The 20,210-nt window shown below is 54.0% G+C and carries 17 protein-coding genes; 16 read left to right on the top strand and 1 reads right to left on the bottom strand.

The features are described 5' to 3' along the window. Positions 1-212: 212 nt before the first annotated feature. The 5 genes from AC2TEM_RS20805 to AC2TEM_RS20785 all read left to right on the top strand — a co-directional run bounded on the left by AC2TEM_RS20805 (position 213) and on the right by AC2TEM_RS20785 (position 6,333). Positions 213-908 (top strand): Tn7 transposase TnsA N-terminal domain-containing protein, encoded by a 696-nt coding sequence (locus AC2TEM_RS20805; RefSeq protein WP_480856390.1) that lies wholly within the window; start codon positions 213-215, stop codon positions 906-908. Then, positions 905-3,043 carry a Mu transposase C-terminal domain-containing protein gene (locus tag AC2TEM_RS20800; RefSeq protein WP_170609181.1) on the top strand — a complete coding sequence of 713 codons (2,139 nt, stop codon included), beginning with the start codon at positions 905-907 and terminating at the stop codon, positions 3,041-3,043. The genes AC2TEM_RS20805 and AC2TEM_RS20800 overlap by 4 nt, the downstream gene beginning before the upstream one ends. Beyond that, complete coding sequence (locus tag AC2TEM_RS20795) at positions 3,036-4,028, top strand: ATP-binding protein (RefSeq protein ID WP_170424599.1); 993 nt, start codon at positions 3,036-3,038, stop codon at positions 4,026-4,028. Before AC2TEM_RS20800 ends, AC2TEM_RS20795 begins: the two co-directional genes overlap by 8 nt. After that, positions 4,025-5,836: a TniQ family protein gene (locus tag AC2TEM_RS20790; RefSeq protein ID WP_170609180.1), complete on the top strand. Its 1,812-nt coding sequence runs from the start codon at positions 4,025-4,027 to the stop codon at positions 5,834-5,836. Before AC2TEM_RS20795 ends, AC2TEM_RS20790 begins: the two co-directional genes overlap by 4 nt. 146 nt (positions 5,837-5,982) lie before the next feature. After that, positions 5,983-6,333: a hypothetical protein gene (locus tag AC2TEM_RS20785; protein ID WP_170424603.1), complete on the top strand. Its 351-nt coding sequence runs from the start codon at positions 5,983-5,985 to the stop codon at positions 6,331-6,333. Between the two features lie 169 nt (positions 6,334-6,502). On the opposite strand, the gene AC2TEM_RS20780 is transcribed toward AC2TEM_RS20785, so the two are convergent. Next, positions 6,503-7,066 carry a TetR/AcrR family transcriptional regulator gene (locus AC2TEM_RS20780; RefSeq protein ID WP_170424605.1) on the bottom strand — a complete coding sequence of 188 codons (564 nt, stop codon included), beginning with the start codon at positions 7,064-7,066 and terminating at the stop codon, positions 6,503-6,505. Between the two features lie 78 nt (positions 7,067-7,144). Between AC2TEM_RS20780 and AC2TEM_RS20775 the strand changes: the two genes are divergently transcribed. From AC2TEM_RS20775 to AC2TEM_RS20725, 11 genes are all read left to right on the top strand, one after another. After that, positions 7,145-8,026: an oxidoreductase gene (locus AC2TEM_RS20775; RefSeq protein ID WP_170609179.1), complete on the top strand. Its 882-nt coding sequence runs from the start codon at positions 7,145-7,147 to the stop codon at positions 8,024-8,026. A gap of 52 nt (positions 8,027-8,078) precedes the next feature. Further along, on the top strand, positions 8,079-8,882 hold the full coding sequence (locus AC2TEM_RS20770) for an SDR family oxidoreductase (RefSeq protein ID WP_170424610.1): 804 nt from the start codon (positions 8,079-8,081) through the stop codon (positions 8,880-8,882). Between the two features lie 103 nt (positions 8,883-8,985). Continuing rightward, entirely contained in the window at positions 8,986-9,426 is a 441-nt protein-coding gene (locus tag AC2TEM_RS20765; RefSeq protein ID WP_480856389.1) for a hypothetical protein, read from the top strand. Further along, positions 9,413-9,892 (top strand): SRPBCC domain-containing protein, encoded by a 480-nt coding sequence (locus AC2TEM_RS20760; protein WP_170424613.1) that lies wholly within the window; start codon positions 9,413-9,415, stop codon positions 9,890-9,892. Before AC2TEM_RS20765 ends, AC2TEM_RS20760 begins: the two co-directional genes overlap by 14 nt. Next, positions 9,882-10,553 carry an NAD-dependent epimerase/dehydratase family protein gene (locus AC2TEM_RS20755; protein WP_170424615.1) on the top strand — a complete coding sequence of 224 codons (672 nt, stop codon included), beginning with the start codon at positions 9,882-9,884 and terminating at the stop codon, positions 10,551-10,553. Before AC2TEM_RS20760 ends, AC2TEM_RS20755 begins: the two co-directional genes overlap by 11 nt. A gap of 109 nt (positions 10,554-10,662) precedes the next feature. Then, a complete protein-coding gene (locus AC2TEM_RS20750; RefSeq protein WP_480790533.1) occupies positions 10,663-11,088 on the top strand; it encodes a GFA family protein in 426 nt (141 codons plus the stop codon). A gap of 370 nt (positions 11,089-11,458) precedes the next feature. Continuing rightward, the gene (locus AC2TEM_RS20745) at positions 11,459-12,886 is read left to right on the top strand and encodes an HlyD family secretion protein (protein WP_170424619.1); all 1,428 of its coding nucleotides are present in this window, start codon (positions 11,459-11,461) and stop codon (positions 12,884-12,886) included. Next, positions 12,879-14,456, top strand: a complete 1,578-nt coding sequence (locus AC2TEM_RS20740) for a glycosyltransferase (protein WP_480856388.1) — start codon at positions 12,879-12,881, stop codon at positions 14,454-14,456. The genes AC2TEM_RS20745 and AC2TEM_RS20740 overlap by 8 nt, the downstream gene beginning before the upstream one ends. A gap of 99 nt (positions 14,457-14,555) precedes the next feature. Further along, positions 14,556-15,974, top strand: a complete 1,419-nt coding sequence (locus tag AC2TEM_RS20735) for a mannose-1-phosphate guanylyltransferase/mannose-6-phosphate isomerase (protein ID WP_170424623.1) — start codon at positions 14,556-14,558, stop codon at positions 15,972-15,974. Between the two features lie 182 nt (positions 15,975-16,156). After that, positions 16,157-17,551 carry a UDP-glucose dehydrogenase family protein gene (locus AC2TEM_RS20730; protein ID WP_170424625.1) on the top strand — a complete coding sequence of 465 codons (1,395 nt, stop codon included), beginning with the start codon at positions 16,157-16,159 and terminating at the stop codon, positions 17,549-17,551. Between the two features lie 77 nt (positions 17,552-17,628). Then, on the top strand, positions 17,629-20,208 hold the full coding sequence (locus tag AC2TEM_RS20725; RefSeq protein ID WP_480790534.1) for a calcium-binding protein: 2,580 nt from the start codon (positions 17,629-17,631) through the stop codon (positions 20,206-20,208). Positions 20,209-20,210 lie beyond the last annotated feature (2 nt).

Here is a 20,210-nt window from a genome sequence, read left to right as displayed (position 1 = left end):
AAAGGGTAAGGCCCCGAGGGCGGCAACCCACGAGGCCTTTGAAATCAGTATCGATAGTTCACCGATACACCTTCTTCCCCCGCCATGATCGCAAAGTCAACTGTTTCGTCGTCGCTATTGGCGATGAGATGGCTTGGCTTTGCCCGAGGAACACCAAAAGAGGGTGGAGAGGCACGATCAGCCCAAGCTGGTCGGCGCTCCAAATCACAGACATGAAAGATGAAGAGTTCACACTGACGGGCGAGATGTCGCCTGAGCCCAGCCGTGCAACACGGGGTATCCCCCGGAGATCGACGCATAGCTCCAGAGGCGGAGTTGTCATGCAATTGCCTGGGCAAAACCGCCCGAGGGTCGTGCAATTTGAAAGCAAACTGGAACAGCGAGTGTTATTCCTGCTGCTGGCTAACCCTGCAGTGGCTAACGTTTGGGAGCAGCCACAATTCATCAGCTACCGCGGTCAATCAGGCAATCGGAAAACTCACTTCATTGATTTTTTGGTGGAGTTAAAAAACGGTCGTCGATTGGCCATGGCGGTGAAGCCGTGGAAGGTGGTGTTGGAGAAGAATTTCTGCCGCGAGCTGCAGCAGATCCGCGCAGCTATGCGCAAGGATTTTGCCGATGACATCGTGTTAGTGACGGAGCGCGATTTCACCCGCGCAGAGGCCCTAAACGCACAACGTTTCGTTGAGTTCTCAAAGACGCGAAATTCGGAGCATCAGGCTCATCTCAAATCCATCATCTGTGACGTTCGTTTTCCAGTAACGGTCAACGAGCTGTGCCAGTTGTTGGGTCTCGGTGGCGCAGGGTTCAGGAGCATCGTGATCGCGGTCTTTGAAAACGTTCTAACGGCCGACAGAAAGCACATGATTGATCTCGACACTCTGCTTTCGAAGGGAGGTGCAAAATGAACCTGCCTTTTAGAGTGAGTGTCTTTGGCCTTCTGACTGTTGACGGCCAGAAGTACAAATTAGACCGGAAAACCGACTTTGGTTACCACTTCGAAGATTCTGATGAGACTGGTCGAAACTTGTCTCTCACATTCGACGAATTTGCCGAACTCCTTCAAAGGCCCGATGTGACCTTTGATCCTGGGTATTTTCTGCCTGAAAGCCAGGACGTGCGAATGAGTGCGGGTGTTGAAGCAATAGCAAGCCTGCCAGATGAAGTGAGATCCGAAGTGGTATGGCGTTTCTCCTGGGTCGACGGGTTCTATCAATTTGAGCGTGTCGATGAAGCGAAGCGGACAGATTTCTCACTTCAGAGTGCCATTCCTTCCATCGAGGCCCATGTGAACAAACAGGCACGGGCTGCCCAAAGCAATTGGCGGAACCCGAGGGCCGGGAAGAAAAACGTTTTCCGTGATCCTCCCAGTCCAAGAACCTTAAGAGAATGGGTTAAACGATACGAGAAAGCAGGAGGCTCTCCGCTTGGTTTGATCCCGGGTACACATAGGTCTGGCAACCGGACTGCGCGGTTCTGCCTGGAGGCTTCGAGATTGCTGGGCGAATGCCTCGAAGCCTATTTGACCCGGAAAAGACTAACCAAGAAGAACGTCGCTGATGTGTGCCGAGACCGGTTTAAAACTGCGAACGAGCAACGAATGGTGGAGGGTAAGCCGGAGCTCACAATTCCTTCGCGGCGCAAAGTTGAGCGTGCACTTTCTGAGCTTGATCCGTATTTCACATGTGTCCAAAGGCATGGCGTCGACTACGCCAATCGCAAGTTCGCACTCTATGAGGAAGGTGTCACAGCCAGCTACCCAATGGAGCGTGTTGAGATCGACGAATGGTGCGTTGATCTGATCACGATACTCGCCGAGCGCGGGGCCCTGGACCATTTGAGCCCTGAAGAGCTCGCCAAGCTGAACCGTGGGCGTCGTTGGCTCTATCTCGCGATCGATTGTGCTACGCGATGTGTGGTGGGCATGCGACTGGCGGAAAAGCCTAATTGCCAAGACGCCATGGCATTGTTGTCTGACATCACACGCGACAAATCGGACCTTGCGATAGCGGCTGGCTGCAAGTCGACCTGGCATCATTACGGTGGGTTGAGTTCTCTGGTGACCGATCTTGGCGTTGCTTTTGTGGACGATGCGTTCCGAAGTGCGGTCTTTGATGCGCATGGGGTTGTTGAGACGCCTCGCGGCGGGCTACCGCGTTTACGGGGGCGAGTGGAGCGGATCTTTCGAACCTTTGGGACGGCCCTGATGCCGCTTCTCGCCGGTCGCACATTTTCCGATCCTAAAGAGCGAGGAGACTATCCTTCGGAAGAGATGGCCTCTCTTTCAGATGATGTGTTGATGGAAATCCTCATCAGGTTCGTTGTGGACGTGTATCACAACATGCCGCACCGTGGGCTGAACGGCGAAACCCCCAATAATTGCTGGAAACGCCTCGCCGATAAAATGGGTATTGTCCCCCAGCTCGCAGAAACCACCCGACGCAAAGCCTTTGGTGTGAGGTATCGCAGGCGTGTTTTTGGCAAAGGAGTGAGGCTGTTTGGCATCGACTACACCTGCCAGGCACTGCGTGAGTTTTATGTGCACGACCGTCGCCGTCACGTTCATTTAAAAGTCGACCTGAACGATCTCGGTTGGATCATGGTTCAGATCGGGGAAAAGTGGTATGCGGCGCGCGCTCTGCAGAAGTGCTTTGACGCCGTGTCTTATGAACAGTGGGAAGCGACTGCGAGTCAGCTGCGGCTGAAACACAAGGCTGAGGCCGTGCTTCAGGAGAAGACGGTCTCTGACGCGTTGCACGCCATCATCCAAAAGACCTCCGATGAGGAACGCCGGTTCGGGGCTGTCCTGAAGCGTCAGACACCGGCAGGGCTTAAACGGGCCAGAGAAGATCTGTTCCTGGGTTTGAGCATCGAAACGGATGATCCTGAAAGCTTTGACCTTCCGCCGGAGCCAGATCTGTTCGGCCGTTTCATCCCGTCAATGGACGAAGGAGAAGACACCACCGAGGACACAGCTGACCAGGGACAAAGCCCCACTGGGGATCGTCCCAGAACTTCGAAATGGAGGATTGAAAATGACTGATCTCCCTGGCGATCCATCTGATGAGATTGACGCTCAGATTGCGCGTCTTCGAAACATGTTCGTTTCGCACCAGGTGTTCCACGATTTCAAACTTGTTTTTGATCGCCATCTCCGCCGAAGAAGGGCGGCTATCCGATTGGGTAGCCGAAGCGAGGCGCGTGGTCTTGCTCTGATCGGGGCGTCCGGCAGTGGGAAATCCACTCTCGCAGACCGCTTGTTTGACAATCATACGGACCTGATCCTGCCAAGGGAGGGCTTGGACGTGGCGGAAGTGATCCGGCTATTGGTGCCGTCACCAGCGACGCTAAAGAACGTTGGCACGACGATCCTGTCCAGTCTGGGGTATCCGCTCGCTCGGGACAAATCGGTTGGGATCATATGGACGCAGGTGCGTCAGTTTCTCCAAATGCGAAGGACCCTGTTTGTGCATCTGGACGAGGCTCAGGACCTTTACATCAGCAAAGGCGTCAAAACCCGCAATGATGTGGTGAACACCCTAAAATCGCTTATGAACGATAAGGACTGGCCGGTTGGTCTTGTTCTGTCTGGCACGCCCGATCTGATCGAGATGATCAATTCTGATGTTCAGCTTAAAAGGCGCATAGATGTTGTGTACCTGGGTGCAGTGAGCTGGATATCCCACGAACCCGAGGTCACAGAGATCTTTACTGAGTTCGTTGAGAAGTCTGGTCTGACACATTCCAACGAACTTCAACAGAGGGAGTTTCTCAAGCGGCTGGTTCACGCAGGCGGCAATGAGTTTGGAATGATCATCGAAATGTGTCTGAGTGGGATAGAAGAGGCGCTCTACGACGGAGAAACCCAGCTCCGACTTGGACATTTTGCAGAAGCATTCCGGCGCAAGTCGGGTTGTATACCTGCTTTCAACCCATTCCTTGCCCAAGACTACATTAGCATAGATGTTAGGACCATCATGGGCTGGTTGGATCACGGCGTCCCCTCGTTGGACGGAGGGTTGCAATGAAACGACAACTCGCTCTCACTCTGCCTCATCATCAAATGGAGACGCCTGCTTCCTATGTCGCCCGGCTGTCACGTCGCAATCTTAGTGTTACGAGGGAGTTCTGTTCAGATCTGGGTCTGAGATGGCCCCATATCTGCTCGGCCCATCCGGATCAGCTGGAGCGGCTGTCACAACTGGCTGGGGTGCCACTTGAAGCGTTGGAGTTGGCGGCGGCCAGATTGGTTGGCCCCTGTCGGTACCGCGTCGGGCATTCCTTTGCCACCACACGTTCGTTCCGCCGGGCTACCACCCGAATCTGTCCGAAGTGTATTGTGGATGTCATTGATGGGTCGCGTCCTGAGAGCGCGTTTCAACTTCTTGAGTGGTTGGTTCTGTCGATCGGGACCTGTGCCAAACATGGCGTACCGTTGCTCCAGCTTCCCAACGCGTCGCATGCGCATCTCACCTACGACGTGGTTGAGCAAGTGACGCGTCACCAGGATCTGATCTTTGAAGCCGCTCAAGACGCAACAAATCTTGGGCGATCCTCGTTTGAAACCTACTTGAGCCGCCGAATAGAGTTTGGGGTCGCTGGTGACTGGTTGGACTCGCTGGAGCTAACGCATCTTCATCAGGCCGCTCTGACATTAGGTATGGCGATTGCCATGGACGGCGGCGTCGGCCGCTCGGATTTGGACTTCGAACAAGAGCGTACTTGCATGTCGGCTGGTTTCGAGGTTCTGAAGAGTGGGCCGGAAGCCCTGAAATCTGAGTTGGAGCGTGCCAGACGCCGGTCTTCCTCAAAGCGGTCTTATTTCACCACAGATATGGGCGAATTCTACACCTGGCTTAAAGACACTGAAGAGGACCCGGCGACAGCAGTCCTCAGGGCTTGCGTGCAGGATTTCGTTCGGGAGAATTACCCGCTGCAGACCGGCGCTAGAGTCCTCGGCACGAAGATCACAGCACCCAAACTTATCACGCTTGAACGCGCGCGGGAGTTACATGGGGTCGGCGAGGTTCGGGTGCGAGGTATTCTCGCCCATCTTCGCGGTCAAAACGCGAGCGACCTTTCAAATATGAAAGATGTCAGCCATGAAGATCTGGTCGCCGTGCTCGACTTTTGGTCTGGATTGCAGAATATCAAAGCCACCGCGACTCAGTTGAATATCCATCCGGTCCAGGTGAAGGCGCTGATCCGGCATAACGTTCTGGAATCCTATCGTTTTGGAACGTCTCTGCGCTATGTGCCATCGTCCTCGGTACAGACCCTGCTGACTAGGCTTGAAGGTCTACGCATTGCCGCTCGGGCACGTCATAGGTTGCGTCTCTCGGAGTACAGCCGACAGAGCAAGGTGGCCCTGGCTCGCGTTGTCGCTGATTGGGTAGCAGGCCGACTGACCGGCGTATGGAGAGATCCGGACGTGGAAGGGTTAGCTGGAATTCTTATCGACTGCGCTGAGATCTTGGAGAAATCGGAGCGCGTGTTTTCCGGCGATCTGTCTCTGATGGATGCGGCGGCGCGCTTGAGAATTAGTGTCGGGTCGATCCGGCGGTTGCGGGATGGTGGATACCTAAAGCAGAAAAAAATGCGAAACCCGGACACGCAGCACTACCGTTGCTACATCACTGAAGAGAGTATTCAGGCTTTTGAAGAACATTATGTGACGTTGGGCCAAATGGCGCGGCAGTTTGAGATAGCAGCGGTCCATTTGGGTCCGGCATTGGATCGTAGAGAAGTTGAAACAATCCCCTGCGAGGCTGGGTTTGTTCGTGCCTACCCGAACGAGACAAGAGATGTGGTTCGGGAACTGACGATTGGGGGGTAAATCGTCAATCTAAACTGACTGTTTGAGTCAACAAAAGCTGGTGGCGGAGCTAAGTTGATACTCCGCCGCTCATGCTCATCAGTTTTAGTGGCGGTCTCTCGATTGGGCCAACTACGTTGAATTGCTGAACTGCGAGGTGAAGAAACATGACTAGCAGTCGAAGAAATCTTACTGAACAGCTTCAACCAATATGGGAGGCTGTAGGCAAGCTGGGCGCGAACAGTCCCGAGCTAAATCTAAAGGCCTATCTCGATGAGATGTGGAGCGAAGACGAAACAACTACTGCCTCTTTGGGGGCTGGAAAGGGTCTCGATCGACAAGACGAAAAAATTGCGGAAGATCTTGAGGTCCAATTCAAGATGATTGCAGTCGCCTATGCCACTGGAGAATTGGATGAGATCGACCGCGTAGTTAACTACCTAGCGTTCATACGTCGCATGAAAAAGCAAGGCGTCTATGAGATTGGACACTGGAGTGATGAGGACAAAGATGGGTGACGACATAACCAGTCAGTGGTTCACTTAACACCCGTTTAGCAATGTCCAAGGGCTTCTATCTAAGGCCTTGGGAAAAGTCGCTGAAGCGCGTTGCGAAAAATGCCAGTAGTTAGTCCATTTTGCCCGATGCCGCGGCGGGCATCGAATTCCGCATTGGACATTCTTTGAACTAATTCGCTTCGACTACCTTCAGCACAGAGACGCGGAGTGCATCGAGCAGTTGTACCAAGTGCTTTCTGTTTTTCGCCGTGTATTTTGCCGCCGTCGCAGTGCGTTGAATAAAATCTGCATACTGGTCCACAGACAGATCCGCAGCCCTAAGGTCATCCGAGAATGGCTCTAGAACTCGGGCAATAATCTCAGTGTTCCGTTGAGCACCTGCTTCAAGCTCCTTCTGTGAAGAAGCGGTTACGCCAGCAATGATGTCTTCGGCATTCGGCGAGGATTGAAGTACATCGTAGTGCTCAATCACGGTGTGCTGGAAGATTACATCCAATTGCGCACTGAGTCCCGTCGTCTTCATCAGCCCGGCCTCAATGTCCACCACAACCTTGTCCGCCATGGATCGGATCGTGGCCTGTAACACTTCATCTTTATTGGCGAATGCTTTGTAGAGCGTCTGTCGCGATAACCCTGCTTCTTCCGCAATGTCGTTCATGCTTGTCCGTTTAACCCCGAACCGAAGAAAGAGACGGACTGCTGCTTCTAGGATGTGGGCGTCGCGATTTTTCATAAAGGGCATATTGACATTACGTGGGTGACTGTCAATATTTACAATCAGTCATCAAATGTAAACTTTGTGGAGCCTTTCATGACCGCCACTTCCCAAAAAATTGCCATCGTCACTGGTGCCAACAACGGCATTGGGTTTGAAACCACAATCGGCATCGCCGAAGCTGGGTTCCACGTAGTGATGGCCTGCCGCAATCTCGAAAAGGCAAAAACCGCTCGGGACGACGTGCTGGCACGCGTGCCGTCAGCCTCGCTTGATGTGATGCCGCTAGACCTGGGCGATTTTGCCTCTGTCAGAAGCTTTGCCGAGGCGTTCCGCGCGCGCTATTCGAAGCTCGACGTGCTGATCAACAATGCAGGCATACTGCTTTACACCGCTGAGACGAATGGCGATGGGATCGAACTGCAATTCGCGACCAATCACCTCGGTCATTTTCTTTTGACGGCGTTGCTGATTGACCTCGTGCCAGACGATCCGGCATCCCGGATCGTGGCGCTTTCAAGCCTCGGGCACAAGGGTGCCACCATCCAGTTTGATGATCTGACCTGTGGCCAGGATGGCGACATTGCTTATGGTCAGTCGAAACTCGCGAACCTTTTGTTTGGGGACGAGCTAAACCGTCGCCTACGGGCTTCTGGGCGTAGGCTAAAAGCACTGTCCGTCCATCCCGGCGGTTCTGAGTCCGGTCTGTTCCATAACGTTGCCCCGGATCAGCTCGCGCAGATGAAAGCGCAAGTTGAACAATTCCTTCATTCTCCAGAAGAAGCCGCGAAACCCACCCTGTACGCCGCCCTGTCCACGGATGTCCAAGGAGGCGATTACTACGGCCCCACCGGCCCGCAGGAAATGAGCGGGGAAGTCGGCGTGGCCACCCGCGATCCGATAACCGCGAATATCGAGATTGCTACCCGGTTATGGACCCTGTCCGAAGTGCTTACCGGCCAATCCTTCAAAATCTGATCCCGCCATTCATTCCAGAAGCGACAGTGCTGACCTCCTAAAAGGAAAGATCATGCAAGATTTTGAAAGCAAGACCGTTGTCATCACCGGCTCCGCGACGGGGATCGGTAAAGAACTCGCCCTCCAGATGGGGCTGGAAGGCGCAAAGGTTGTCATCTGCGGTCGCCGTTTGGACCGCGTTCAGGAGGCAGTGTCAGAACTGAAAGCCGAAGGGATCAAGGCGGCGGGAACTGCCTGCGATGTCGCGGATCGCGAACAAGTAGAAGCGCTGGCAGACTTTGCCGAGGCTGAGTTTGGTCCGGTTGATGTGCTCATCAACAATGCTGGTATCGGCCAGGACCCCAAGCCGCTGATCGACATGGATCTGGATGTGTTCCGGCGTGTCTATGAGATCAACATATTCGGAACGCTCAACGGAATTCAGGTCTTTGGGCGCAAAATGCTCGACCGCGGAACACCATGCGCGATCTACAACATTGGCTCCGAAAACAGTGTCTTCACCGCCGTACCATCGTCACATGCCTATGTCTCGTCCAAGCATGCCCTGTTAGCCATCACCGAACTTCTGGCCGAAGAGACGCCGGACTTTATGGACGTGGCCCTGATCATGCCTGGCTTGGTAGTCTCCGAGATGAGCCAGGGCCTGGGCATGCCGACGGATCAGTTTGTGAAGCGGGTGCTTAATCAGCTGAAAGCCGGTGAATTTTTCGCGGTCAGCCATGCCTACAACAAGGTTCGGATTGATGACCACTATGGAAAACTCGCGCGCGCTTATGACACCTACGCCCCGCGATACGACGGCGACATCGAATACGACATCCGCAATTTTCTAGAGATGTCGGCGGCGGGGGCTTAGGCCCTGCTAGGTAGCCTTCCAAACCACATCGATCATTTGGGAGCCGTATCTCCAAAGGCGGTAGATCATGCAAAAGACACTTTCACATATCTTCAGTTTATTCTTGATCCTCGCCGCACTGATCATGCTCAGCTGGGGACTTCTAGGCTTTCTGGAATACTTCTGGGGACTTGCCCCGCTGATGCCGCTACAAAACGAGACATTTCCAATTGGCATGCAGACCCTCCATTGGATTTTGATCACTGTGTCGGGGGCCACGTTCCTTGCCGGTTACGCCTTGCGCTGGCGCTACACGCCCATCGCAATGCTTGTGATGTTCACTGCACTTGCCACGATGTGCGCGGTCCAAACCTTCGACATGCTGCAAAACCCAGATCGCTACCGCAACTTCCTGGTTGAGTGCATCAACTACACCCTTATTTCCGTCTACCTCTTTCGGTCGCAGCGCATGCGCGACCGGTTCGGGCGGATCACCGTTAAGACGGCGCGCCGCGCCTCTAGAGGCTTGATCCGATCAAAAAGGGAAGATCATGGAAACTGGTAGAACTGAGAAGGTCAGCTTCTCGCATCACAAAATCCACACCGACATCATTATCAACACGGCACCCGAAGCCGTTTGGGCGGTTCTGGCCGATACTGCCAACTACAGCTCCTGGGCTGCGTTCCTTGTGGGAATCGAGGGTCAGATCGCGGATGGCGCAACCATCAGTGTCGCCTTCCAGCTGACCCCCAACAAGTACAAGCTCACACGGATTAATCACACGATCACTGTGGTAGACGGCCAGGAGTTCTACTGGGCTGAAAGAGGCCCCGGCGGCATCCGCGATAACCACCATTTCAAGGTCGAAGCTGCCGCAGATGGAAAGACCCGGTTCGTGCAATCGGACGAGATCATCGGCGGCATGACTTTCCTGATGGGTGGACGGTTGGCGAAATTGTATCTGGAGGGCTACCAGGCATTTAATCGCGGCCTGAAGGCGGAAGCGGAGCGACGCGACAATGTCGGATGATCCCACCGTAAGAGCCCTCGGGCGCGTTCTGCTTACAGGGGCAACCGGCATGGTCGGGTCATCTGTTCTGACTGCATTGCTGGAGGAGGAGAGCGTAACAGAGGTTGTTTCTCTTGGGCGGAGATCTTCGGGTCGCACTCACGCCAAGCTGACCGACATCAGCTTTACGGATTTCGGGAACTCAACCTCATATACCCAGTATCTGATCGGTAGCGACACGGTGTTTCATTGTCTGGCGACCTACTCAGCCCGCGTCAGTAGGGAGACTTATTCAGAGGTCACCGTCAATTGGTTGATCAACCTTGTACGGGCTTGTGAGGAAACAGTGCCGGAAGCAACATTCTGCCTCTTCTCGGCCCAAGGTGCGCGAACTGACGGGGGTGGCATGTCATTTGCTTTGAAAGTCAAAGGTGAAGCCGAGACTGTTCTTTTTGCCTCCCGTATCAAACGCAAGTTTGCCTTTCGCCCCGGCTACATCGCCCCATCGGAACGAAGCAGATGGAAACCATTAGACTATCTGTTCGCCCCGCTTCATACGCTAGTACCTTCTATAGGTGTGGCATCCGATGAACTAGCACAGGCTATGATCAGAACGGCGATCAACAACGAAAGTTCGTCTGCCGTTTTGGAAAACACTGAAATGCGGGCATTACTGCTGTGAGCGTAGATTGCCCCCGAGCTTCGACGTTTTCTGCTGACAATACGTCCTAAATTATCCATTTCAAAACCCGCCTGCGTCCTACGTTAGCGGAGGTTTGGAGGAAAATAGAATGGCGACGCGCGGGTATTGTCTTTGTAAAAAAACAAGCTGGGCCTACCAAGGAGATCAAACATGGGCATGTTATTGCCACTGCGATGACTGCCGTCGGAATTGTGCCGCGCCGGTGGTTGCGTGGCTCGGTGTGCCAATAGAAAACTTTGAGTGGACCGGTGATAAACCCCGCACTTATGAAAGCTCCAAAGGCGTTTTCAGGCATTTTTGCGGTACGTGCGGATCACCCATTGGATTTGAAGCCGATCACTATCCGGGTGGTATGCACCTCTATGCTGCATCGCTCGAAAACCCGGAAGATTTCAAACCGACTTTTCACGTCAACAAGCAAAGCAAGTTACCTTGGCTGCAAATGACTGATGATCTCGACGCGTTTGAAGGTATCCTATTACAAACTCCTAACGACCCAGACGGATATAAGTAGATTGGGAAGCCTCCTGGTTTTTCATTCGGCAGCTTTGCCTACGAGGCAGCCTTTCGTACTTGTTCCATTGAACGGCCATCACTCAACCAGAGATCGCTTCACATAAAACCGCTTCAACGACGTTCGCGGTTTATTATTGTGAAGCAATTCAACCCAAGGCTGTATTTTCGCGCTCTGAACAAAAGCGCAAATGCAGAAGTTCGAGAGCACAATGAGAGGCTCTGGCGCGGTCCAGGAAGATTTTCCCGATATCCTTTAGTATGGGAATCGATCTTATTTGCGTACAAATATGCGTCCGTGTGCCCATCAGGAGCTTTGATTTGTTGCTACCTCAGTCCTGTCAACAGTTTCTGAGGCGACATTGCGTATATTGCACGAAACACCTGGGTCGGACCTGGATTGGAAGGTCAAAGCTCCGCTGATCGTGGAGACGCCCTCTGGCGCGGTGGTCGCGATTGAACGCTGGTCGCTTGCGGGGCTGGAATGGCCGGACGACGCGCCCGAATGCCCCAAAACCGCGACACTTAGCGTTCCTTTTCAAGGTGTAGATATCCGCTTCCCGGTACGTTTGTCGAAGCCGGGTCCCAATTCCACAGTGCAGTTGGAAGGTCTAAGCGGTCGGCAACGCGAGACGTTGGCTCTGTTTTATCGCTCTCTGTTGTCTGGGCGAATGGCCAGCAGCGCAGATGTGATCACCAGCCTTGACACTCCGGTTGACTTGGTGCCGATGGAGGAAACGGAAGGCGAACAATCCCAAAAACCTGCAAGATTTCTTCCACGATCTTTGCGTGTTGCACTCAATGTGGCGACCTATCTGCTGATCGCAGCGGCGGTGATTGGTGTTATTGGAAACAACATTTTCTCCAATTTGGACCGAATTGACATTCAACACGGGCGCGTGCTGGCCCCAATGATCTCTTCTTTCCCTTCAGCCAACGGTTACATCGAACACATTGAAGTCGCGGCCGGACAAGAAGTACGTGAAGGTGATCTGCTTTTCTCGATGGGTGACGCAGAAGCTGTGGCGGCCCTCAAACGTACCGAGACGGAGTTGGCACTTGCGCGCACCGAGCACGTCAACATCACTGAGGCCTTGAATGATCTTAGAGCCCAATCTGGCTCGGCGGTATTGGCCGAACGGGTCGCAGCAGCCATGCGCTTCTATGCAGAGTTCGTACAAGACGGCGGGTTTGACGATATACGGCGCCAATGGCTCAGCCTTCGTGAGCGCAACCCTGAGCTTGCGCAATCGGTCGATCCGGTATTGATCGTAACAAACTTGCTGGAAGCCGAAGAACGCAATCGCGCCTCTGCGGTAGAGGCGTTGGAAGCAACAAAAGAAGCTCAGCAACAGAAGATCGAAAACAACCATGTTCGCGCGACGACGGATGGGATTGTTCAGGATTTCATTGTTCGGAAAGGCCAGCCATTTGGTGGCACAGCAGACGAGTTGCTCTTTGAAACGGCTGAGCCTCGCATGACGATCGGATGGGTCTCGGAACGGTTTGCCGAAACGATTTACATCGGCATGCCCGCAACCATCGGCTTCAACGAGAAGGGAAAGAAGATCACCATTCCCGGTGAGGTCTGGGACGTGCGCGCAGGGGACAACCCTGAACGGCCCGGAGAGTTCGGGATCATTGTCACGGTTCGCGCAATCGGCCTGTCCTCGAAGCAAACAAAAAGCCAATTGCGTTTGGGGGGCCCGGTCAATCTGGAAGCAAAGCGACAGTTGGGTACACGCTTTCGTGCCTGGCTAAAGTCCATGGACCCGCGTGTGGGCCGAACCCATGACTGAATATGAATTCGACAAAGATCTGGCGCGGCGGTTAAGGGAGCTGCAAACAGATGTGCCCAACTATTTCTGCAAGTGGTCACTACCGCAGTTCACGCTGTTTTTGCTGTTGTTTATGGGGCTGCTTTGGCTGTTGTCGAACGTACCGAACCGGTTCTTCAACCCGAGTGTTTTGCACGTCACGATGGTCCTTGGAACACTTGGGTTCTGGCGATTTGGTTGGTGGTTTACCCATGCGTTAAGGGCTCAGATTTATGCGAAAGCCAAATGGCCGGGCATGCGGCGCCGGGCGGATGAAATTTGGGATGCCGGCTGGCGCCCCAAACGCCTCCATATCCAGATGACGACTTACTTTGAGGAACCCTCCATTACAAAACGTGTGGTGGGGTCCATCCTTGGACAAATCCGCCGCGAACGGATTCCGACGACGATCTATATCGGCACAGGCAGTGCTTATGACGAGCAGATCATTCGCGACTTTGTCGAAACCTATGCGCAGGATATCCCGGATGATCTGGCGACGCTGGTATTTATCCGTCAGAACCAACCGGGCAAGCGAATGGCGATTGGTCTGATCCTGCGGGCGATCTGTCGATCCGGTGCATCGCCTGATGATTTGGTGATCTTTATGGACGGCGACGCCCTGTTTGGCGGGGATGTTCTACGTAAAACCCTGCCAATGTTTGCAAGCGATCCAGAATTACAGGCGCTGACTACAGATGAAGAGGTCATATGCTATGGCCCGGCCTGGATCGCCAAATGGCTGGACATGCGGTTCGCCCAGCGTCGCCTTGCGATGCAAAGCCATGCTCTGTCGGGTCGTGTGTTGACGCTGACAGGGAGAATGAGCGTGTTTCGCGCGCGCCATATCCTGGACGAAAAATTCATTCGCACGATCGAGGCGGATCACCTGCATCACTGGCTTTGGGGTAACTTCCGGTTTCTGTCCGGGGATGACAAATCAACCTGGTATCGCCTGCTGAGCGTAGGCGCAAAAATGACCTACGTACCAGACGCCACTGTCTATACGATTGAGGTCATCAAGGAGAATGGCCTCACGCGGATGGTTCAGAATTTCCGCCGTTGGTCGGGCAACATGCTGCGGAACGGAAGCCGCGCAATCGCACTTGGGCCGACAGCTATGCCGTTTTTCATCTGGTGGTGTGTCGTTGATCAAAGGATCGCGATGTGGACCATGATGGTCAGTCCGGTCATGGCCGTTGTCGGCAGCCTGATTGCGCCGGGTTACTTCTGGAACTGCATAATCTGGGTGCTGTTTTCACGGATAGTGCTGTGCCTGTTCCTGTTCGGATACAGCAGGCGCGCGGATATGAGTTGGCCGTTCATCCTGTATCTCAATCAAGTGATCAACGCGACGGTCAAGATCTACATGATCTTTCACCTGTCCAAACAGAAATGGTCGAACAGAGGCAACCAAAGCTCAGGCGGTGGATCGGGCTTTGCCGAGACACTAAAAAGCGGATTTGCCAAGTTCCAGATGGTCACCGCTATCCTGACGTTTTTAACCGCCATCCTGATCTATGTCGGTCTGATCGAGATGCCGTTCGGCTAATAGACCTATCCTTTCGATAGCGAGCTTAAGCCTATGACACACAGCAATAAGAGCGGGGGCCGATAATCTGGAATCAGACTTGTAATGATGAGGTTTCACATGATTCAGCCAATTATCCTTGCTGGTGGTTCCGGCACCCGTCTCTGGCCCGTCTCTCGTAAGAGTTACCCAAAGCAGTTCGTCGAACTGGATGGCGACAACAGCCTGTTTCAGAAAACAGTTGAACGTGTGGCCGAGCCTGGATTTTCGGCACCACTGATCGTGACGGGCGAAGACTACAGGTTCATTGCCCAACAACAATTGGCAGATGTTGATGCCGAAAAGTCTGAACTGATCGTGGAACCTGTTGGCCGTAATACCGCCGCTGCGGTTCTGGCAGCCGCGTTGCGGTACAAAGAAGAGCCGGAAACGATCCTGCTTGTCCTGCCCAGCGATCACGCGATCGAGGACGTGTCGGCATTTCGCCGGACTATGATGCGCGCTGAAAAAACAGCCAAACGCGGCAAGATCGTCACCTTTGGGATCAAACCCGATCATGCCGCGACTGGTTTCGGCTACCTGAGGGTTGCGGGCGGGTACCAAGGGGCGTTGCTGATTTCTACGTTTGCCGAGAAGCCCGATGCTCAAACCGCAAAGGTCATGCTGGAAAGCGGTGACTGGCTGTGGAATGCGGGAATCTTCATGTTCAGGGTCGACACTGTGCTAAAGGCTTTCGAAGCTCATGCCCCTGAAATGTCTGCACCGGTCGAGGCTGCATTGGCGCTTGGGCAAAGCGATCTTGGTTTCTACCGAATGGATCAAAACGCCTTTTCCAAGTGTCCGAGCCTCTCGTTTGATCATGCGGTGATGGAGCATGTCGAAACCGGTGTCGTAGCGTTTGAATTGGACTGCGGGTGGTCCGATCTGGGCAGTTGGAAATCGGTGAAGGATCAGGGGCAGCTGGATGAGGGGGCGAATGTCACTTCTGGAAATTCGACAGCCATTGATTGCCGCGACAGCCTGCTGAGGTCGGAAAACCCGGATATCAAGTTGGTCGGACTGGGTTTGAAGGACATCGTTGCAGTCGCGACCGACGATGGAATTCTGGTCGCGGACATGTCGCACAGTGCTGAAGTCGGCAAGGTCGTGGACGCGTTGCGCAACGAAGGGGCTGAGCAGGCCGAGATGTTCCGCCGGTGCCATCGTCCCTGGGGTCACTACGAAACGCTGTCGCTGGGTCCTCGGTTTCAGGTCAAACGGATCATGGTTCTGCCTGGTGCCAAGCTGTCCCTACAAAGCCATATGCACCGAGCCGAACACTGGGTTGTCGTCAGTGGTTCAGCAACCGTGACGGTTGGTGACAGAGTCAGCCTGCTTTCCGAGAATGAATCGACCTACATCCCGCTGGGTGCTGTCCATCGGTTGGAGAACCCGGGGAAACTGCCTTTGCATCTGATCGAAGTTCAATCCGGTTGTTACTTAGGCGAAGACGACATCGTGAGATACGAGGATATCTATGACCGTGTCGCTGTAGCTTAGATTCTCTTGCACCACCCTCCTGAAGACTGGCCCGCGTGGATTTTCACGCGGGTTTTTTCTGTCGTATAGGTTTGATGACCATTCGTATATATCCGGCGTCATTTGCGCATTCCAGATAGTCTGCCGATACATTTCTCAAAATTATCAGCGCGTTACCTTGGATCTAAATCGGAGGTAAATCTATGGAACTCAGAAAAATTACTCAGAAAGACGCCGAAATTGTCATACCGACGTCTTCGCAAAAACCCCGGATCAGTGTTGTCGGGCTGGGCTATGTCGGCGCTGTCTCAACCGCCTGTTTGGCCTCACTTGGGCATCGGGTCGTAGGTGTTGACATCGACCCTGACAAAGTGAGCCAGATCGCGCACGGAGAGAGCCCGATCCACGAAGAAAATCTTGGTTCAACTCTCAAGCAAGGCGTTCAAAAGGGGCTGATCTCTGCCACCGACGATCTGAGCGCAGCTGTACGCGAAACCGACGTTACCTTTGTATCGGTCGGAACTCCAACCGCCCCGGATGGGGGCTGCGACTATAGTTATATCGAACAGGCTGCGCGCTCGATGGCGGTCGGCCTTCGCCAAAAAGATGGTTTCCACATCTTTGCCATGCGATGTTCGATCCCGCCCGGAACTACGGTGAACGTATTGGTTCCGATCCTTGAGCGGCTTTCAGAAAAGAAGGTGGGCCAGGACTTTGGGGTGTGCTTCAATCCTGAGTTTCTGCGGGAAGGCGTCGCCATAGATGACTTTCACAACCCTTCGAAAACAGTGCTTGGCACCAACGATTTTCGCACAGCAGAAGTCATGAAGTGCATCTTCGCGCCGGTTGACCCAGATCCTATTTTAACAACAGTCGAAGTGGCTGAGACGATCAAATATGTCGACAATGTATGGCACGCGACCAAGGTTTGCTTTGCCAACGAAGTCGGACGCTTGTGCAAGCCGCTGGGCGTGGACAGCCACGCGGTCATGGATGTCTTCACCCAAGATACAAAGCTGAACCTGTCACCTTACTATCTGAAGCCGGGCTTTGCCTATGGCGGCTCATGCCTGCCGAAAGAGGTGCGGGCGGTAACACATATAGCCGAAGAACTGGGTGTCGAACTGCCCATGATCGGCAACCTTGACCGCTCAAACCGCGAGCAGATCGATCAAGCGACCGAGATGCTGCGAAAGACGGGGGCCAAGCGTGTTGGGGTTCTGGGGCTGGCTTTCAAACCCGGCACTGATGATCTGCGCGAAAGCCCTATTCTGGAAGTCATGGCCGAGCTCCATGCCGAGGGGGTGGAGTTGGTCCTGCATGATCCGGCGGTGACAAAAGAAACCCCTCTGAGTGGGTTGCAAGCCTACATGCATCACGCTGGCTCTGGCATTCGAAGCCTCGCGGGGTCCATCAAATCGATGCTCTGCGACAGCATAGAAGACGTAATGGAACAAGCCGAGGCTGTCATCGTTTGCCACCGCAACCCCGCTTATCAGAACGCCGTTTCCAGTAAACCGGAGATGCCGGTCGTGGATGTGGTGCGCTTGTTCCCCGAGAACCCGGTGAACCGTCGGATCGATGGCATCGGTTGGTAAATTTTTACTCCAATTAGCTGAAAGTAAGAGGTGAAATGATGCCTGCGGTATCTTCAAATGTAATTTCAGGAACGGGTTTGTCCGATCAACTTGTTGGCGGAAGTGAGCAGGAGACCCTGATAGGGCTTGCCGGAAACGATGAGATCCAAGGGCAAGCTGGCGATGATGTGTTGCACGGTGACTATGCCGAGGCAAACTTGTTGGAAGGCACAGAAGGTGCTGTCAGTTTTTCCGACTACGCCGAGAACGGCGAATGGGGATTGATTGATCTTCCAAACGGCCACCAGCAGATGGAGCAGCAGATTACGACCGAAGCGGGCGGAGTCTATGAACTGAACCTGGATCTCGCGACAAATTTTGCTGCAGGTCGTTCCGGGGCTGCCGTCGAAGTGCTGGTCGATGGTGCGGTAGTCGCCGAGTTTTCTTCTCAGAGCGGTGCCTTCGGATCTCATTCCGTTCAATTCACAGCTGACGATGACAGCTCGACCATTACGATCAGGTCGATTGATGTGTCAGGCAACGGTCCAACAATTGATACGTCCGGTCCTGCGTTTCACTATGACAAGGATGTCGAGATTGGTGGGCAAACCGTGACGGTTTCCGCATTCGCCGATGGGCAATCAAATCTCTATCAGGTCCTGAATGGAACACTGCATGTATTTGATGTCGAAACCCAAGCCTATGAAATGGCCGGCGTCGAGGGCACGGTCAATGTGAACTCAATGGGTTACAATACGGAAGACGACCTTCTGTATGCCATCGCAGTAGGCGACGGAGTGGATTCACTGGGGCAGGTGGTCAGCCGCTCTGATTTGGTGATGCTGGACGCCGAAGGAAACAGTTACCGTGTTGGCAGCACACCATATCGGTCTTGGACCGGGGATTTTGATGATCAGGGCAACCTTTGGTCGTTTCAATCCAGTATGGATCGTATCGCAGTCATCGATGTTGATCAGTTTGATGCGGATGGAAATCCGGTAACCACAGTATACAAGTTGCCATCCGATCTTGTGGATTTCAAAGTCTACGATGTTGCGTTCGACGCGGCCTCACAGTCGTTCTACGGTGTCTCTCGCCCAAGTTCCGAAGGTGCAGCTACGGTTATGTTGATCGTTGATATATCTTCGGGCGAACCCGATTTTCGAACGGTTTCAGTCACATCGACAGTGATTAACGGTGAAGTCCTGAATGGAGTCCCGCTAATGACGTTTGGAGCTGCAATCATTGACGCAGACGGAAACCTGTTTGTTGGTGGCAACTCAGGCGACCACGACATGGGTGACTCGACACCTGCAACAGGCGCGATTTTCCAGGTCATCGTAGATGATGTGACCGGCGAGGCTAGTTTGCACCTTATTGAAGAGGCGCCGAAATCGTATTCGAATGATGGTGCCGCCGACCCGACAGCAACCAGTCCGTTTGCGCCCGTCGATTTGGATGCAAGCGTTTTGGTCAAGGATCTGACACTTGTTGCGACTACCGAAGGCGCGTTGAGCTACGATGATGACCTTTCGGGCAATGCTGGTAGCGATGCCCTATACGGTGGGATTGGCACAGACACCCTGACGGGTGGTAGTTCAGGCGACGTGCTTGAAGGAGATGACGGCAACGATCTGCTGCACGGTGGAGCGGGCGTCGGTGCCGCCAGCGGCATTGTCTCGCAATATGACGAAGACGGTGTGCGGTACGACCAGTTTGGCAATATTCTTACTGAAGACGATGACTCGTTGTTCGGCGGGCAGGGCGACGATCACCTGATGGGCTCGGCTGGGCACGACATGCTGGATGGTGGGATCGGCAGCGACATTTTGGATGGCGGTTCAGGCTTTGACATTCTCATCGGCGGTCAGGGCGATGACACACTCAGCGGTGGATCCGAAGCTGACACATTGCGAGGTGAAGACGGCCAAGACGTTATGGACGGTGGCTCGGGCAATGATGAGATGTTCGGTGGCACAGGCGATGACCAACTCGATGGCGGATCTGGCGCGGATGTCCTGAACGGTGGCGATGGCAGTGATAATTTGTCAGGTGGATCCGGTGATGATTTACTGTCCGGGGACGACGGAAAAGACACACTATCCGGAGGATCTGGCAACGATGACCTAGATGGCGGTGCGGGCGACGACAGCCTCTCTGGGGGCTCGGGTGATGATACCGCGATAGGCGGTCTCGGCGCGGATACTCTGGATGGCGGATCCGGAAACGACACATTAGCTGGCGGTGAGGGTTCCGACACGCTGAAGGGTGGTTCTGACGATGACGAGTTGATTGGGGGCGCTGGCAACGATTATCTCAATGGCTCCAGCGGTGACGACGTTCTGGACGGAGGTTCAGGGAAAGATCGGCTTTACCTTGGCGCAGGAGATGACCTAGCCACCGGTGGCGCAGATGCGGACAGGTTCATTTTCCGCGATGAGGATCTGGATGGGTCGACCGATACGATCACTGACTTTTCGCTCAGTGATGGTGATTTACTCGATCTGCGCGCGCTCAACATCGATAGTGGCGGAGCTGATACGTCTGACTGGTTTGATGCCAACGCGGAAATCGTGGGCGGGACCGATGTCTACGTAACTTTGTCACCGGATACGACATTGATCCTTGAAGGCGTAGCGTCGGATTTCGACCAACTCTACGATCACTTTCTATTCTGAAG

The organism is Ruegeria sp. HKCCD3925 (assembly GCF_057221175.1).
Note: the sequence above shows the minus strand (reverse complement) of the source record. Positions and strands in the feature narration are given on the sequence as shown.

Excerpts from the sequence above, each read along its gene's own strand:
- AC2TEM_RS20805 (WP_480856390.1), top strand. The coding sequence starts at position 213 with ATGAAAGATGAAGAGTTCACACTGACGGGCGAGATGTCGCCTGAGCCC.
- AC2TEM_RS20800 (WP_170609181.1), top strand. The coding sequence starts at position 905 with ATGAACCTGCCTTTTAGAGTGAGTGTCTTTGGCCTTCTGACTGTTGAC.
- AC2TEM_RS20795 (WP_170424599.1), top strand. The coding sequence starts at position 3,036 with ATGACTGATCTCCCTGGCGATCCATCTGATGAGATTGACGCTCAGATT.
- AC2TEM_RS20790 (WP_170609180.1), top strand. The coding sequence starts at position 4,025 with ATGAAACGACAACTCGCTCTCACTCTGCCTCATCATCAAATGGAGACG.
- AC2TEM_RS20785 (WP_170424603.1), top strand. The coding sequence starts at position 5,983 with ATGACTAGCAGTCGAAGAAATCTTACTGAACAGCTTCAACCAATATGG.
- AC2TEM_RS20780 (WP_170424605.1), bottom strand. The coding sequence starts at position 7,066 with ATGAAAAATCGCGACGCCCACATCCTAGAAGCAGCAGTCCGTCTCTTT.
- AC2TEM_RS20775 (WP_170609179.1), top strand. The coding sequence starts at position 7,145 with ATGACCGCCACTTCCCAAAAAATTGCCATCGTCACTGGTGCCAACAAC.
- AC2TEM_RS20770 (WP_170424610.1), top strand. The coding sequence starts at position 8,079 with ATGCAAGATTTTGAAAGCAAGACCGTTGTCATCACCGGCTCCGCGACG.
- AC2TEM_RS20760 (WP_170424613.1), top strand. The coding sequence starts at position 9,413 with ATGGAAACTGGTAGAACTGAGAAGGTCAGCTTCTCGCATCACAAAATC.
- AC2TEM_RS20755 (WP_170424615.1), top strand. The coding sequence starts at position 9,882 with ATGTCGGATGATCCCACCGTAAGAGCCCTCGGGCGCGTTCTGCTTACA.
- AC2TEM_RS20750 (WP_480790533.1), top strand. The coding sequence starts at position 10,663 with ATGGCGACGCGCGGGTATTGTCTTTGTAAAAAAACAAGCTGGGCCTAC.
- AC2TEM_RS20740 (WP_480856388.1), top strand. The coding sequence starts at position 12,879 with ATGACTGAATATGAATTCGACAAAGATCTGGCGCGGCGGTTAAGGGAG.
- AC2TEM_RS20735 (WP_170424623.1), top strand. The coding sequence starts at position 14,556 with ATGATTCAGCCAATTATCCTTGCTGGTGGTTCCGGCACCCGTCTCTGG.
- AC2TEM_RS20730 (WP_170424625.1), top strand. The coding sequence starts at position 16,157 with ATGGAACTCAGAAAAATTACTCAGAAAGACGCCGAAATTGTCATACCG.